11 protein-coding genes are annotated in these 14,458 nt (G+C 71.8%); 4 read left to right on the top strand and 7 right to left on the bottom strand.

The window, feature by feature from the left end; all coding sequences use genetic code 11:
• Positions 1 to 329 precede the first annotated feature (329 nt).
• On the bottom strand, positions 330 to 3,302 hold the full coding sequence (locus tag EMA17_RS13875) for a LamG-like jellyroll fold domain-containing protein (protein ID WP_246126650.1): 2,973 nt from the start codon (positions 3,300 to 3,302) through the stop codon (positions 330 to 332).
• A gap of 530 nt (positions 3,303 to 3,832) precedes the next feature.
• Between EMA17_RS13875 and EMA17_RS13870 the strand changes: the two genes are divergently transcribed.
• Positions 3,833 to 6,220: an ATP-binding protein gene (locus EMA17_RS13870; RefSeq protein WP_126637302.1), complete on the top strand. Its 2,388-nt coding sequence runs from the start codon at positions 3,833 to 3,835 to the stop codon at positions 6,218 to 6,220.
• 124 nt (positions 6,221 to 6,344) lie between these two features.
• Here the strand turns inward: EMA17_RS13870 and EMA17_RS13865 are convergent, their stop codons facing one another.
• Positions 6,345 to 7,361, bottom strand: coding sequence for an LLM class flavin-dependent oxidoreductase (locus tag EMA17_RS13865; protein ID WP_126637301.1), 1,017 nt, complete (start codon positions 7,359 to 7,361; stop codon positions 6,345 to 6,347).
• Between the two features lie 376 nt (positions 7,362 to 7,737).
• Here EMA17_RS13865 and EMA17_RS13860 point away from each other — a divergent pair, with 376 nt between their 5' ends.
• Positions 7,738 to 9,513 carry a 3-hydroxyacyl-CoA dehydrogenase family protein gene (locus EMA17_RS13860; RefSeq protein ID WP_126637300.1) on the top strand — a complete coding sequence of 592 codons (1,776 nt, stop codon included), beginning with the start codon at positions 7,738 to 7,740 and terminating at the stop codon, positions 9,511 to 9,513.
• Between the two features lie 101 nt (positions 9,514 to 9,614).
• A complete protein-coding gene (locus EMA17_RS52915; RefSeq protein ID WP_126637299.1) occupies positions 9,615 to 9,914 on the top strand; it encodes an Rv1322 family protein in 300 nt (99 codons plus the stop codon).
• On the opposite strand, the gene EMA17_RS13850 is transcribed toward EMA17_RS52915, so the two are convergent.
• The 4 genes from EMA17_RS13850 to EMA17_RS13840 all read right to left on the bottom strand — a co-directional run bounded on the left by EMA17_RS13850 (position 9,898) and on the right by EMA17_RS13840 (position 12,753).
• Complete coding sequence (locus tag EMA17_RS13850; RefSeq protein ID WP_126637298.1) at positions 9,898 to 10,341, bottom strand: hypothetical protein; 444 nt, start codon at positions 10,339 to 10,341, stop codon at positions 9,898 to 9,900. The two genes, EMA17_RS52915 and EMA17_RS13850, sit on opposite strands and share 17 nt — an antisense overlap.
• Before the next feature lie 202 nt (positions 10,342 to 10,543).
• Positions 10,544 to 10,675, bottom strand: a complete 132-nt coding sequence (locus EMA17_RS55330) for a hypothetical protein (RefSeq protein WP_281290492.1) — start codon at positions 10,673 to 10,675, stop codon at positions 10,544 to 10,546.
• Positions 10,669 to 12,210, bottom strand: coding sequence for a long-chain-fatty-acid--CoA ligase (locus tag EMA17_RS13845; protein ID WP_126637297.1), 1,542 nt, complete (start codon positions 12,208 to 12,210; stop codon positions 10,669 to 10,671). The genes EMA17_RS55330 and EMA17_RS13845 overlap by 7 nt, the downstream gene beginning before the upstream one ends.
• A gap of 150 nt (positions 12,211 to 12,360) precedes the next feature.
• Positions 12,361 to 12,753, bottom strand: coding sequence for an SCO5389 family protein (locus EMA17_RS13840; RefSeq protein WP_126637296.1), 393 nt, complete (start codon positions 12,751 to 12,753; stop codon positions 12,361 to 12,363).
• Between the two features lie 463 nt (positions 12,754 to 13,216).
• Between EMA17_RS13840 and nucS the strand changes: the two genes are divergently transcribed.
• Entirely contained in the window at positions 13,217 to 13,876 is a 660-nt protein-coding gene (gene nucS, locus EMA17_RS13835) for an endonuclease NucS (RefSeq protein ID WP_126637295.1), read from the top strand.
• Between the two features lie 42 nt (positions 13,877 to 13,918).
• On the opposite strand, the gene EMA17_RS13830 is transcribed toward nucS, so the two are convergent.
• Entirely contained in the window at positions 13,919 to 14,404 is a 486-nt protein-coding gene (locus tag EMA17_RS13830) for a hypothetical protein (RefSeq protein ID WP_126637294.1), read from the bottom strand.
• Between the last annotated feature and the right edge of the window lie 54 nt (positions 14,405 to 14,458).

Below are 14,458 nucleotides of genomic sequence, written 5' to 3'. Positions count from 1 at the left end.
GGCTGATTTGGTCGGGTTCGGGATTGAGGCGGGCGTGGATTCGGTGTGGCTTGGCGTCCTCGAACGCCGGACGGGCTGGGTTGGTCGGGTTCGGGCTTGGGGCGGGTGTGGGCCGAGGTTGGGTCGCCGTCCTCAAACGCCGGACGGGCTGATTTGGTTGGGTTCGGGCTTGGGGCGGGCTTGGATTCGGTGTGGCTTGGCGTCCTCGAACGGCGGACGGGCTGGGTTGGTCGGGTTTGGGCTTGAGGCGGGTGTGGATCCGGTGGCTTGGTGTCTTCGAGCGCCGGATGGGCTCGTTGTCGGCTCGTCCGGCGCTCGAAGGGTTTGGGCTAGGGGATCGGGGTGGTCATGTCGGTGGTGATCTCCGTGGGGGTGAGGGCTCGGTCGTAGATGCGGATGTCGTCGATCAGGCCTGCGAAGTATTCGCCCCAGACGGTGTTTCCGCCGATCCTGAGGGCGCCGCCGGCGTCGATGATCGGGCCGGTGTGTGGGGTGGCCCGGACCTGGGTGCCGTTGACGTACAGGCGCAGGGTGGTGCCGTCGTAGGTGGCGGTGAGGTGGGTCCAGGTGCCGGTGGGCAGCGGTGCCGTGCCGTCCGCGTAGGTGTCGTTGTTGGTGCCTGTGGTGTTGATGGATGTGTTGGGCGCGGCGGTGCCGTTCGCGTACAGGGCGTAGGACAGGCCGCCGCCGCGCTCCTTGAGGAGGATCGAGCGCCAGCCGGTGATCGCGGTGGGTTTGACCCAGGCCTCCAGGGTCATGCCCGCGGTGAGCGACAGGCGGGCGCTGTGCGGCACCGTCACCATCGATGAAGTCCCGTTGAAGGACAGCGCGTTGCCGGTGCGGCCGGGTACCCACGCGGCACCGGCGACGGTGCCGTTGTTGCCCTGTCCGGCGTCGTCGACCAGGATCGTGCCGCTCGACGCGTTGAAGCCGTATTGCGCCACCAGCCCGGGTACCGGCCCGTCGACCTCGCGGAACGTGGCGGTCAGGGTGAGCGGCGTCGCGGGTGCGGTGATGTTGTGTGCCGCCGCGCCGCCGTCGGACCAGGACGCGAACTCGTAGCGTTTGCCGTTCAGCGTCTGCGGCGAAGGCGCCGCGATCGACGACGTGCCGCCGACGATCACCGTGCCGGTGAACGGTGCCGGGCGCTGGGACGAGAACAGGCCCAGGGCCAGACCGGGCGGGTTCGAGGCGAGGGTGATGTCCACCGTCCGCGGATCCAGGCGCACGCTCGTGGTCCCGGTCAGGCCGCCGGAGTCGGTTGCGGTCAAGCGCAGTTCCAGCCAGGACGGATACTCGTGGTCGACCGCGGTGAAGGTGCCGGAGGCGCCGCCCTGCGCGGTGATCTGGTGCTCGTGGCAGTTGGTCGGCGTGGTGCAGTGGTGCATGACGATCCGCCAGTTCAGGCCGCTGCCGGGAATCGCGCCGTCCTGGGGGTCGGTCGCGTGCCCGGCGAACGTGATCGGGTCGCCCACCTTCCAGGTCAGCGTCGACGCCGGGGAGTCGATCACCGGTACCGGCGGCGAGTTGCCCGCGGTGACGGTGATCGGGGCGGAGTCGCCGGTCAGCCCGACCGGGTCGGTCACGCGCAACCTGGCGTGATAGGTGCCGGGCACGGTGTACGTGTACGACGGGTTCGCCGTGGTCGAGTCGTCGAACGCGCCGTCGCCGTCGAGGTCCCAGGCGTACGTGAGAGTCTCGCCCGGATCCGGGTCGGTGGAGGCGGAACCGGTGAAGGCCACGGTCAGCGGGGTGCCGCCGGTGGTCGGCGTGGCCGAGGCGACCGCGGTGGGCGCGCCGCCGGTGTAGCGGACCCGGTGGATCGCGCCGTCCTCGAAGCCGACGTAGTACACGTCGCCCTCGGGGCCGGTGGTCAGCTGCACCGGATTGGTGTTGGTGACGAACGCCTGGCGGGTGGCCGGGTCCGGGAGGCCGTCGGCGCCCGCGCGCATGCTCCAGATACAGCGCCGACTGTGGTCGGCGAAGAACATCGCGTCGCGGTACGCGGCGGGGTAGCGCTGTCCGCCGTAGAAGGTCACCCCGGAGATCGCCGAGCCGTTGCCGGTCGCGCAACCGTCGCCCGGTGCCACCACGGCGCCGTGCTGGTACGCGTAGTAGGGCGCCTTGACCGCGCCCGCGCCCTCCGCGTACAGGTTGGTGCACAGGTTCAGGCCGATCGACGCGTAGCCGCCCTGGCGGGCCGAGCCCTCGTAGCAGGGCCAGCCGAAGTTGGCCACGGCCGTGCTCGACGGGGTCAGCCGGTCGATCTCCTCCCACGTGCTCCAGCCGACGTCGCCGACCCATACCTCGTTGGTGCCCGGCCGGAAGCCGAACCGGAACGGGTTGCGCAGGCCGGCTGCCACCAGTCTGCGGGCGTTGGCGTCGGCGTTGCCCGCGAGCGGGTTGCCGGGCGCGCCCGCGCCGGTGGCGGGGTCGATCCGGATGATGCTGCCGTTGAGCGCGAACGGGTCGCCCGTGGTGCGGAAGTCCTGGGCCCGCAGCGCGCCGCCCTCGGCGCCCGGCGCGGTCAGTACGGTGCCCACCGCCGCGGTGCCGTCGGCGCACGGATTCGCCGGGATCGGCTCCTTGCCCGGGATCGCGCCGCTCGCCGGGGTCTGCCCGTAGTCCGCCCAGTCGAAGCTCGCCCCGTCCCCCGCGGACGCGTACAGGTAGCCGTCCGGGCCGAACGCGAGCGAGCCGACCGAGTGCGACGGGAACTGCTGGCACCAGCCCTCGACCAACACCTGCTCGGGACCGGCGGTGTTCCCGGTCGCGGTCAGCTTGGCGATCCGCCCGGTGATCAGACAACCCTTCGCCTGGGCGCCGGGCGGGTCGGGACAACCGTCGTCGGCGCCGGTGGCGGTGCCCCAGTAGGGCGCGGAGCCGCCGGGACGCGCGTCGTGCGCGTACATCACGTAAACCGACGGGTCGGTGGGGAAGTTCGGGGCCAGGGCCAGGCCGAGCAGGCCGCGATCCCAGAAGTTGTGCACCTGCGCCCGCAGATCGGTGAACACCGTGGGTGTGGTGTCGGTGAGCGAGTCGAACACCTTGACGACGCCGGACTTCTCGGCGACGAAGACCCGGCCGTCCCTGGCGAAGGCCACGTCGATCGGCTGGGACAGCCCGGTCAGCACCGATTCGTCGGCGAACTTCGGCGGTACGGCGGCGGCTCGGGCCGTCGCGTCGCGCGCGGTCGGCGAGGAGCCGAAGAGTTCGGGGCCGGGTGGGCGCGTGGTGGAGGTGCTCGACGTACTCGTGGTCGCGGCCGGCGATGCGCCAGCCGAGGGTATCGACAGTGCCAAGGAGGCGAACAGCGCGACGGCGCACGCAAACCGGGTTCGTCCCCGGCGCACCTGCCGTCCCGCGTGTCGCGAGTGTATGGAACCGGACATATATGTCCCCCTGTTCCCCCTGTGTGCCTGGCAGTTGTGGCGCCACATCTGCACCATAGGGTGACTCGCCGGGCGTAGACCGACTTTTCGGCAACCTCACCGGCCCCCGGTCACCCGCCCGCGCCGGCCCCGTGACCAGTTGCGGACGCGCGCGTTGTTGTTGTGAAGAGGGAGCGAAGGTCGGCCCGGAGACGGTCCGCTCGACGGCGGGAGGTGGCAAGGTGGAACGTGGTACGGCGGGGACACACGATGCCCATGCTCGGCCGCCTCGGGGCGGCCCGCGTCGGTGCTCAACGATCTTGTCACGAACCCGGCGCCGGGTATCGGTGCGCCGGCCGCGCCCGGCACACTGATCACCGGTTTCCGCCCCCGGGTGCCCGGACTCGTCCCAGGTCGCACCGGTGCGTCGAGGAACCACGACGGGGAGCACAGGGAGTGGCATGAACGGCGGCGGCAGGCAACGGCCGGAAGAGGACGGGGAGCGGCACTTCGAGGACGAACCGCCGCGGCCGTCGGCCGACGACCGGGAGGTCTCCGGGGGCGACTCGCGGAGCGATTCCTGGGGTGACGACGCCTATCTGGACGAGTTGTTCGGGCCGCGTCCGGAGCGCGGCGCCTCGCCGCCCCGGGCGGACTCGGACGATTCGGGCGGGTTCGGCACGGACCGCTCCGGCGCGGTCGCGGCGGGCTTCGATGCCGCGAAGCCGGGTGTGAGCGCTCCCGGGTTCGGGGCGGACGGGTCGGGCGGGCCGCCTTCGGGGCGGAGCGAGTCGATCCGGATCGACGACGACCGGTCGGACCCGGCGCCGAGCGGGCGGTCCGGCACCGACGAACCCGGGCCGAGCGTGCTCCGGCTGTACGCGGGCGACCTGCTCCTGACCTTCGGCGGCGCGGACGGCACCGACGTCGCGCCGGTGCCCGCCGGCGCCCGGCCGCCGCGCCCGTCCAGGCTGCCCGGCTCGGTGCCCTCGACCGGCCCCGAACCGCTGGGCCGGGGCGCCGAGATCGCCGAACTCACCGGGCTGCTGCAACGCGGTACGTCGGTCCGGATCGGCGGCCCCGCCTCCAGCGGGCGGACCACGCTGCTGCGCCGGCTCGCCGCGCTCGATCCCGCGCACGCGCCGGACGGGGTGATCCTGCTCGACGGGCGTCGGCGCGGTCTGGACGACCTGCTCCAGCAGTTGCACGACGCGTGCTTCGGCGGACCCGCCTACCGACCGACACGTGCGCAACTGGCCCGGATCCTCGTCGACGTGGCCGCCCTGGTGGTGATCGACGACCTGGACATCGGCCAGGAGGACGTGGCCGAACTTCTGCGTATCGCGCCGGAATGCGCTTTCCTGGTGGCCGGACCCGAGCTGGTCGACCCGATCGCCCGCCGGGACTCGCCGCTGCACGAGATCACCCTGCGCGGACTGCCGCAGGAGGCGTCCCTCGATCTGCTGCGCCGGGTCGCCGGGCGCGAACTCGACGACGAGGAGCTGTCCTGGGCCTCCGCCCTGTGGTTCCAGGTGGGCGGGCACCCGGGGCGGTTCGTCCAGGCGGGGGCGCTGCTGGCGCGGCGCGAGAGAGGCCGATACGGGCTGCTCGACGACGGCGCGGCGGACGGCTTCGGCGAGTTGCCCTCGCCCGGCGAACCGCGGCAGTTCGTACCGCGCCTGGTGCCGCTGGTGTCCGCGTCGGCCCAGCAGGTGTTGCGGCTGGCCTCCGCGCTGGACGGTGAACTCCCGGACCCGGTACACCTGCCGGCCCTGACCGGTGCGGTGGACGCCGTGGGCGCCGCCGACGAACTGGTCGAAGCCGGGCTCGCCGCCCATGAGTTCGGCCGGTATCGGCTCACCGGAGGTACCGCCGAGGCGGTCGCCTCGATCGTGCGCGGGCCGTCCTCGTGGGCGGTGGCGGCCATACAGCACTTCACCTGGTGGGTCTCCCACCCGTCGGTGACCCCGGCCGAGATCGCCCGCGAGGCGGACACCATCCTGGCCTGCCTGCGCGAGTCCGAGCGACTGGGCAAGGCCGGTTCGGCACGGGCGCTGGCCCGGGCGTCGGCGCCCGCGTTCGGCGCCTCGGCGCGCTGGGACACGTGGGGCGAGGTACTGGACCTGGGCCTGGCCTCGGCGCGCGAGGCGGGTGCCTCGGCGGCGGCGGAACACGCCTGGTTCCGGCACGAGTTGGCGATACTGGCGCTGTGCACGGGCGATCCGGAGGGCGCGCGCGAGGAGGCGGTCGCGGCCACCCGGATGCGCGACGTCGCCTCGGACAAACGCGGATTGGCCGCGGACCGACGGGTATTGGCGCTGGCCGGGGGCGATCGGGCGGCGGTGGCGGCGGCCGGCCAGGAAGGTGCGGCCGGGGCCGAGCGGGGCGGGATCGGTCGGCGCGGCGTGTTGATGACGGCCGGTGCGGCGGTGGTCCTGGTGGTCACCCTGGCGGCCGTGGTCGCGATGGGTTCCGACTCGCCGGACCGGGGCGATCATCGCAATCCGGTGGGTTCGACGGGCTCGGCGACGTACGACCCGAACACCCCGAACCGGGGGCCGGAGGCCGACCCCAAGGTGGACCGGGACAAGCCGCCGCCCCCGACGGGCAGCCGCAAGCCGGGGGCCGCTGGGGCGACGTCCTCGGTCGCCACGACGGCCCGCGAGACGACGGCGCCGAGCACGAGCGCCCCGGCCACCGCGCCGCGCTCGTCGACCCCGGCCAACTCGGCCTCACAGAGCACGAGTTCGGCCCCGACGAGTGCTCCATCCTCCACGCGCGCACCGTCGCCGACCTCGACGACCCCGGAGTCCCCCGCCGGTGACGTGAAGCTTCCGGTCGGCGGTTGACCACGACCGCGCGGGACGGCGCGGGCACGGGTCCTCGGATCGCGGGTCCTCGGATCGTGGGTGTCGGGCACGCCGGTCGGTGTGCCCGACTCGCGCCCGGCCGGGGCGGCGGCCCGGACGCGGGTCATGGTGCTTCACGCAGGGCCGGAAGCACCTCCTTGCCGAGGCGGGCCACGTTCTCCAGGGTCGCCGCGCCCACTCCGGCGCCCTCCGCGAACAGCAGGAAACGGTTGATTCCGGTGCGCTCGGCGGTGCGGGAGAGGCGGCGGACGCAGTCGGACGGCGCGCCGACCGGGTGGATGCGACACAGGAAGTCGGTGTACTCGTCCGGGTCGCGCATGTGGCGCTGCCGGCCGTCCACCGTCACGTGCGCCGACAGGCCCCGGCGCAGCCACTTGGGCATCGCGCGCCGCAATACCTCGACCGCGTCGCGCCGGCTGTCCGCGACGTACGCGACCGCCGCCGCGGCGTGCTCGACCGCCTTCGGGTCCCGCCCGCAGGCGGACGCCGCACACTCGTAGGTGCGGACCATCGCCGCCTTCTCCGCGTCGTCCGCGTGCATCCCCAGGAGCATCGGCAGCCCGTGCCGCGCGGCGAGCGACGCGGTCTCCCGGGAGGTGCACGCGACGATCACCGGAGGGTGCGGGTAGGTGCGCGGACGGGGCACCACCGGCACCTTGCGGAAGGAGAAGTGCTCCCCCTCCGCGCCCACCCGCTGGTGGGTCAGCCAGCGCATCAGCAGGTCCAGCGACTCCGGGAACGCCTCGTCGTGCCGCCGCAGCCCGGTGCCGAAGACCTCCAGGTCCACCCACGGTCCGCCGCGCCCCACGCCGAGGGTGAAGCGCCCCCCGGACAGCTGGTCCAACAGCGCGGTCTGCTCGCCGAGGGCGACCGGATGCTGGTTGGACAGGACGCTGATGGCCGTACCCACCCCGATCCGATGGGTACGCCCCAGTAGCATGGAAGCGAAGGTGACCGCCGACGGGCACAACCCATACGGCACGAAATGGTGTTCGGCGATCCACGCCTCGTCGAATCCGGCCTCCTCCGCGGCGATTCCCGCGTCCATGGCGGCGGTGAGCACCGCACCGTGGTCGCCCGCGTCGAATTGCGCCGCCAGCAGGAAGATGCCCAACCTCATCGCGTCCTCCTCGTCGTGTCGTGGCCGATGCCGACCGGCCGGTTCCGCCGGACGACGCCGGCGAGGGCGGTGGTGTGGGCGACAGGGCGCCCACACGACAGCACAACGCGTGAAGGCATGTGTTGGTAATCCTTCACGCCTGATTGTTTTCGATCCGACCGGGTGGATATCGGTACCCACGGCGTCATGCGTCGAACACGAGAGCGAATATCCGAACACACGTTCGGGACGGATCGAGGCGAACGGCACATCCCACCGGCCTGTGCCTGTTCGACAGGGACTGCGATACTCCCTGGAAACCCGCGGTACTACTTCGCAGTAACCAAGGCGTACTCCCGGTCGGGAGACGCCATTTCAGCAGCGAGGAGCACAGCAGATGAGCCGTGACATCAGCACGGTCGGCGTGGTCGGCCTGGGCACCATGGGCGCCGGCATCGTCGAGGTCCTGGCCCGGGCCGGACTGACCGTCGTGGGCGTGGACGTCTCCGCCGAGGCCGTCGCGCGCGGCCGGGCCCGGATCGCCGAGTCGACCGCCCGCGCCGCCGCGCGCGGAAAGCTCACGGAAGAGCAGCAGCACGACATCTTCGAGCGGGTCACCCTCGGTACCGACCTGACCTCGGTGGCCTCGGCCGACCTCGTCCTGGAGGCGATACCCGAGCAGCTGGCACACAAGCAGGCGCTCTTCGCCGAGCTCGACAAGATCTGCGGCCCGGAGACGATCCTGGCCACCAACACCTCCTCGCTGTCGGTCACCGAGTTGTCGGTGGCCACCACCCGCTCCTCGCGCGTGGTCGGGCTGCACTTCTTCAACCCCGCGCCGGTGATGAAGCTGGTCGAGGTGGTCCGCACCGTGGTCACCGAGCCCGACGTGCTCGCCGACGTGGTCGCGCTCGCCGAACGCCTCGGCAAGTCGCCGGTGGTGGCCGGCGACCGGGCCGGGTTCATCGCCAACGGGCTGTTGTTCGCCTACCTCAACCACGCGGCCTCGATGTACGAGCAGAAGTACGCGACGCGCGAGGACATCGACGCGGCCATGCGCTTCGGCTGCGGCCTGCCGATGGGCCCGCTCGCGGTGCTCGACCTGGTCGGGATCGACACGGCGTACGAGATCCTGGAGCAGATGTATCGCCAGTCGCGCGATCGCCTGCACGCGCCCGCGCCGATCCTCAAGCAGATGCGTACCGCGGGGCTGCTCGGGCGCAAGAGCGGTCGCGGCTTCTACACCTACGAGCAGGCCGGATCGCCGGTCGTGGTGGCCGAGCCGGGCGGGGCCGCGACGGTCGCCGGCACCCCGCGCGAGGTGCACGCGGTGGGCGTGGTCGGCACCGGGACGATGGCCACGGGCATCGTCGAGGTGTTCGCCAAGTCCGGCTACGACGTGGTCTACGTGGCGCGCAGCGAGGAGAAGGTCGAGCGGGTGCGCGGGGCGCTGGTCCGCTCGCTGGACAAGCAGATCCAGCGCGGTCGGCTGACCGAGGAGGCCAAGGCCGAGGCGCTGACCCGGGTGACCGGTACCACCCGGCTCGACGATCTCGCCTTCGCCGACCTCGTGGTGGAGGCGGTGGTCGAGGAACTGTCGGTGAAGCAGGCCCTGTTCGAGAACTTCGACGAGATCTGCAAGCCCGGCGCGATCCTGGCCACCACCACCTCCTCGCTGCCGGTGATCGATTGCGCGGTGGCCACCTCGCGGCCCGCCGACGTGGTCGGCATGCACTTCTTCAACCCGGCGCCGGTGATGAAGCTGGTCGAGGTGGTGCGGACGGTGGCCACCTCGGACGACGTGGTGGCGACCATCCACGAGGTGTGTCGACGCACCCGCAAGCATGCGGTGGACTGCGGGGACCGGGCGGGTTTCATCGTCAACGCGCTGCTGTTCCCGTACCTGAACGACGCGGTGCGGATGCTTCAGGCCAACTACGCCGGCGCCGACGACATCGACACCGCGATCAAGCTCGGCGCGGGTTATCCGATGGGCCCGTTCGAACTGCTCGACGTGGTCGGGCTCGACGTCTCGCTGGCCATCCAGAAGGTGTTGTTCGCGGAGTTCCGCGAGCCGGGCTGGTCGCCGGTGCCGCTGCTCGAACACCTGGTCACGGCGGGCTATCTCGGACGCAAGACCGGGCGGGGCTTCCGGGACTACGCGAAGCGGTAGGCGGTCGCCGGACGGGCGGGCGGTCGTACCGCGCCGGGTGGAGGTAAGTAGTACGAGAGGGGTACGGGCGCATGCGGCGCGTGCACCCGTACCCTTTTTGTGTGCCGCGTCGTAACAAGCCAACCAGCCGCTCCCGGTCCGTCGACCGGGGCGAGCCCCGCGATCCCGGCCTCGGCTTCGAGGAGCGCGAGTCGGGGGCCGACGGGGAGTGGCTGGTGCGCCCGATCAGCGGTCAGGCGGCGACCAAGACCTATCGGTGCCCGGGGTGCGACCACGAGATCGCGCCGGGCGTGCCGCACGTGGTGGCGTGGTCGGCCGACGGGCGGGTCGAGGAGCGTCGGCACTGGCACCGGCCGTGCTGGAACAGCCGGGGGCAGCGGCGGATCACCCGGCGGCGGTAGCGGCCTCGTCGACGGCGGGCATCCGGGCGCTCCGCGCGGGGCGGGTGGCGGCGGTGGCGGTGCCCAGGAGGGCGAGCGCGGGCACGGTCACCGCGAGGACGAGCGGAACGAGCAGCGCGGCGGCGGAGACGGCCACGTGCAGGCCGGCCGAGCCGATCAGGCCGGCCCGGGAGCGGGCTCCGGTACGCAGTCGGTCGCGCAGGTTGAGCGCGGCCCAGACCGACCAGATGGCGACGACCAGGCCGAGCAGCGCGAAGAAGCCGATGCCGACCGCGCCGACCAGCGCGCGGTTGTCGGTGCCGCGGTCGTCCAGGGTCTTCAGGACCAGGATCGGCGCAACCACGCCGCAGCCGAGGACCGCGGCCACCGCTTCGGCGAACAAGGTCGTGATGGCCGCGTACGTCACGATCCCCCGGGTGAACGTCATAACGCGCGATCGTGCCGGTTGGGCGAAGGTTTGTCGAGAGCGCGTTCGAGAGGTCGGGGTGATCCCCGGGCCGAGCCGCCCGGGGATGGCGAACACCGAGGCGCCCGGGCCGCGACCCGTGTCGTCGGCCGGCCCGATCGCGCCGACTCCGCCGATCACGGCCGTCGCGCCGGCGGCGATCCCTCGTCGAGGTGCCGGCCCGTCACGCGTCGCCGACCCGGGCGCGGGCCGCCGCCTCGCGTACGTGCTCGGCGTCGTGGGTCGGATGGTGCGCCGACTCCTCGCCCGCGGCCGGGTCCGGCGGCGCGAAGGTCCTCCCGGTCGGATTCACCACCGGCCGGTTCTTTCGCGCAGCACGGATTTGCGGACCTTGCCGGCCGCCGTCAGGGGGAGCGCGTCGACGAACTCGACGCTTCTGGGCGCCTTGTACCCGGCGATCAGCGTCTTGACGTGGGCCCGGAGCCGCTCGGCGGTCAGTTCGTGGTTCGGGTGCGGCACCACGACGGCGTGCACCCGCTCGCCCCACCGGGGGTCGGGCAGTGCGATCACCGCGCAACAGGCCACGTCCGGATGGGCGTTGATGGCATTCTCCACCTCGGCGCTGTACACGTTCTCCGCGCCGGTGACGATCATGTCCTTGAGCCGGTCGACCACGGTGAGGTAGCCGTCGGCGTCCATGAAGCCGAGGTCGCCGGTGTGCATCCACCCGTCGCGCAGGGCCTGTTCGTTCTCCTCGGGCCGGTTCCAGTAGCCCGTCATCACGTGGTTCCCGCGCGCGACGATCTCGCCGACGTCGCCGCGCGGCAGTTCGTTCCCGTCCGGTCCGACCACGCGTACGTCGGCGTGCAGGCAGGGGCGGCCCGCCGAGCGCAGCTTCGCCGGGTTGCCGTCCAGGTGGTCCTCGGGCAGCAACAGGGTCGCCAGCGGCGAGAGTTCGGTCTGCCCGTACGCCTGCACCAGGGCGACGCCCGGCAGGGCGGCCAGGACCCGGTCCAGGAGCGCGCTGGTGATCGGCGAGGCGCCGTAGGTCAACATGCGCAGTGAGGACAGATCGTGGTCGGCGAACTTCGGGTGGTCCAGCATCATCCGGAGCATGGTCGGGGCGAGGAAGACCTCGGTGATCCGCTCCCGCGCGATGATCGCGGCGGCCCGGTCGGCGTCGAAGGCCGGCAGTACCACCTGGGGGATGCCGACGATCGAGGTCATCAGCGACACCCCGAACCCGGCGATGTGGAACAGCGGGGCGGCGTGCAGCACGCGGGCGTTCGGGGTGATCCGATAGGCGGCGGTGGCGACCAGGCCGCCCATGGCGGAGGCGAGCAGGTTGTCGTGGGAGAGCATCACGCCCTTGGGGAAGCCGGTGGTGCCGCCGGTGTAGAACACGCCCGCCAGATCGTCGCCGCCCCGGTGCGCGTCGGGGATCGGGGCGGTCGCGGCGATCAGATCCTCGTAGCCGTGCATGTCGGAATCGGCCGGCGGATCGCCCATGTGCACCACCACGCGCAGACTCGACGAGGCCGCGCGCAGCGCGGGGACCAGGGCGGCGAAGGTGTCGTCGACGATCAGCACGCCGGTCCGCGAGTCGTCGAGGGAGAAGGCGATCTCGGCCGGGCTCCAACGGATGTTGACCGGGTTCAGTACGCCGCCGGCCCAGGGGACGGCGCTCAGGCACTCCAGGTAGCGGGCGGAGTTCAGGGCGAGGACGGCGACCCGGTCGTCGGGGCGGACGCCGAGGCCGCGCAGCGCGCCCGCGAGCCTGGCCACCCGCTCGCGGAGGTCGCGGAACGTGGTCCACCCGGCGCCGTCGACGACGGCTTCACGGTCGGGGGTTTGCTGGGCCCAGCGGTGCAGCGGCAGGGTGATGCCCATGGGACGACTCCTCGCGGGGGAGAGGGAGGGGTGGCCGACGGGTGCGGTGCCGGCGGCGGCCGGTTCGTGGGCTCGGGCGCCGGGTGGGAATGCGCCGGCGCGGGCGCGCCGTGGGGCCCGCCCGCGCCGGCGAAGGGTGTCGATGCGGGATCAGCAGTCGCGCAGGGTCGGTGACTGGTTGAGCAACTGGCCGCGGATCGAGGTGAACTTCGCGTACCGGTCCGCGTCCAGGCCCTCGATCGGGAAGACCGCGACCCGGTGGCAGTTCTGGAACGCGAGTTTGACCCCGAAGTGCCGTTCCATCGAGCCGCGGATCGCGTCCGAGGCCAGGGCGCGCAGCAGTTGGCCGCGCTCGGTCTCGGTGGCGGGCGGTACCTGGTTGTCCGCGAACGCGCCGCCATCCACCCGCAGTTGTGTCGCCAGGGTGGCGACGAGGTTCCAGGCGTAGGGCAGCGAGTCACGCACACAGTCGACGAACTCCGCCTCGTCGACCTCACCCTGTTCGGCCTGCTCCAACAGCTTCGGAGGCACATCGAGCGACATCGGTGCTCCTTCCGGCCGGGACGTACGCAAGTTCGCCCGGCGGTTCGGGTCGTGTCTCGTACGTGGCAGTGGCTGGTGGCACCCGTGCATAGCCCACGACACGTCCCGAACGCGCATCCGCTCGGCCCGCACCGTCTCCGGACTCACCGTAGGTCATCGCCTACGCATAGCTCCAGAGCGAACCGGAGGTGAACACCGTTCGAGAGGCGGGCGGTCGCCGGGCGCCGGCACCCGACGCGGGTCGGGCCGCCCTCCGGGCTCCCGCCCGGGTCCATCACGCGCAATGCGTCGTCCCGCCCGCACGGTCGTTTCCCCGTTCGATCGTGCGCACCGCGTCCGCGGCGGTGGACCACGCGTGGTGGCCGACATGGTCGAAGGTCGGCACATGAGGTGCGTCACACGGGCTTCGGCCGGAGCGGGGGCATGGCCGGGGGAGGTGCTTCGGAGGCGATAGCGTCGGGGCATGCGTCTCGTCATCGCCCGTTGCTCCGTGGACTACGTCGGGCGACTCACCGCCCACCTGCCGTCCGCCCCCCGGCTCATTCTGGTCAAGTCGGACGGGAGCGTGTCCATTCACGCCGACGACCGCGCGTACAAGCCGCTGAACTGGATGAGTCCGCCGTGCACCCTCAAGGAGGGGGACGGCGTGTGGACGGTGATCAACAAGGGCGGCGAGAAGCTGATCATCACGATCGAGGAAGTCCTCCACGACACCTCGCACGAGTTGGGTGTCGACCCCGGCCTGGTCAAGGACGGCGTCGAGGCGCACCTCCAGGAACTGCTGGCCGACCGCCTCGACGCGCTCGGCGCGGGCTGGACGCTGATCCGCCGCGAATACCCCACCCCGATCGGCCCGGTGGACATCCTGTGCCGGGACGCGGACGGCACCACGGTGGCGGTGGAGATCAAGCGCCGGGGCGAGATCGACGGCGTCGAACAACTCACCCGCTACCTCGAACTCCTCAACCGGGACACGCTGATCGCCCCGGTCAAGGGCGTCTTCGCGGCCCAGGAGATCAAGCCCCAGGCGAGGGTCCTGGCGGTCGACCGGGGCATCACGTGCGTGACGCTGGACTACAACGCGCTGCGGGGCACCGAGGACGACAAGCTGAAGTTGTTCTGACGGAGGTCGGGGCCCGGGGCCTCGCCCGCCGGCGCGCCACGCCTACGAGGTTCGACCGGCGGGCGGCTCCGGATGGCTGCCGCCCCCCGATGCCTTCGGCCGCTCCAGGCACGGACTGGAAACCATGATCATCACTTCCTCCGCCGATGCCGTCGTCTGCAAGATGATCGAGAATCCGTCCGCGGGCTTCATCGCCGTCAAGTTGCCCGCACCTTTTCCCGCGGCTGTCGCCGTCTCGAATTTCCGGATCCGGAATCCCATTCCTTCGATGGTGGTGCGGGCCTGCCGGAATACCGACTCCTGCTGCCGTGACGGCACCGTGACGTTTTGGATCCGCAGCGCGGTGAAGGTCTTTTCGACGGAATCCTTCCCGCTCATCACCTCTCCGCACGGGGATACGTTGAACGATGGCGCACGATCGACAGCGGGGGCCTTGATGCCCGCGATGACCAGCCGCGTGTATTCCTCTGCGGTGGCTCTGGCCTGATCCTCGGACATTTCGGGGGTCTTGACCTCCTGCTTTTTCACGGAATCTCCACATCCCGAAGCCAGACTCAATACCAACACCGCGGACAGAGCCGC

Source organism: Embleya hyalina (genome assembly GCF_003967355.1).
Taxonomy (GTDB): Bacteria; Actinomycetota; Actinomycetes; order Streptomycetales; family Streptomycetaceae; genus Embleya; species Embleya hyalina.
The sequence above is the reverse complement of the archived record's forward strand: the minus strand, read 5'-3'. Positions and strand labels throughout refer to the sequence as shown.

Excerpts from the sequence above, each read along its gene's own strand:
- EMA17_RS13870 (WP_126637302.1), top strand. The coding sequence starts at position 3,833 with ATGAACGGCGGCGGCAGGCAACGGCCGGAAGAGGACGGGGAGCGGCAC.
- EMA17_RS13865 (WP_126637301.1), bottom strand. The coding sequence starts at position 7,361 with ATGAGGTTGGGCATCTTCCTGCTGGCGGCGCAATTCGACGCGGGCGAC.
- EMA17_RS13860 (WP_126637300.1), top strand. The coding sequence starts at position 7,738 with ATGAGCCGTGACATCAGCACGGTCGGCGTGGTCGGCCTGGGCACCATG.
- EMA17_RS13850 (WP_126637298.1), bottom strand. The coding sequence starts at position 10,341 with ATGACGTTCACCCGGGGGATCGTGACGTACGCGGCCATCACGACCTTG.
- EMA17_RS13845 (WP_126637297.1), bottom strand. The coding sequence starts at position 12,210 with ATGGGCATCACCCTGCCGCTGCACCGCTGGGCCCAGCAAACCCCCGAC.
- EMA17_RS13840 (WP_126637296.1), bottom strand. The coding sequence starts at position 12,753 with ATGTCGCTCGATGTGCCTCCGAAGCTGTTGGAGCAGGCCGAACAGGGT.
- nucS (WP_126637295.1), top strand. The coding sequence starts at position 13,217 with ATGCGTCTCGTCATCGCCCGTTGCTCCGTGGACTACGTCGGGCGACTC.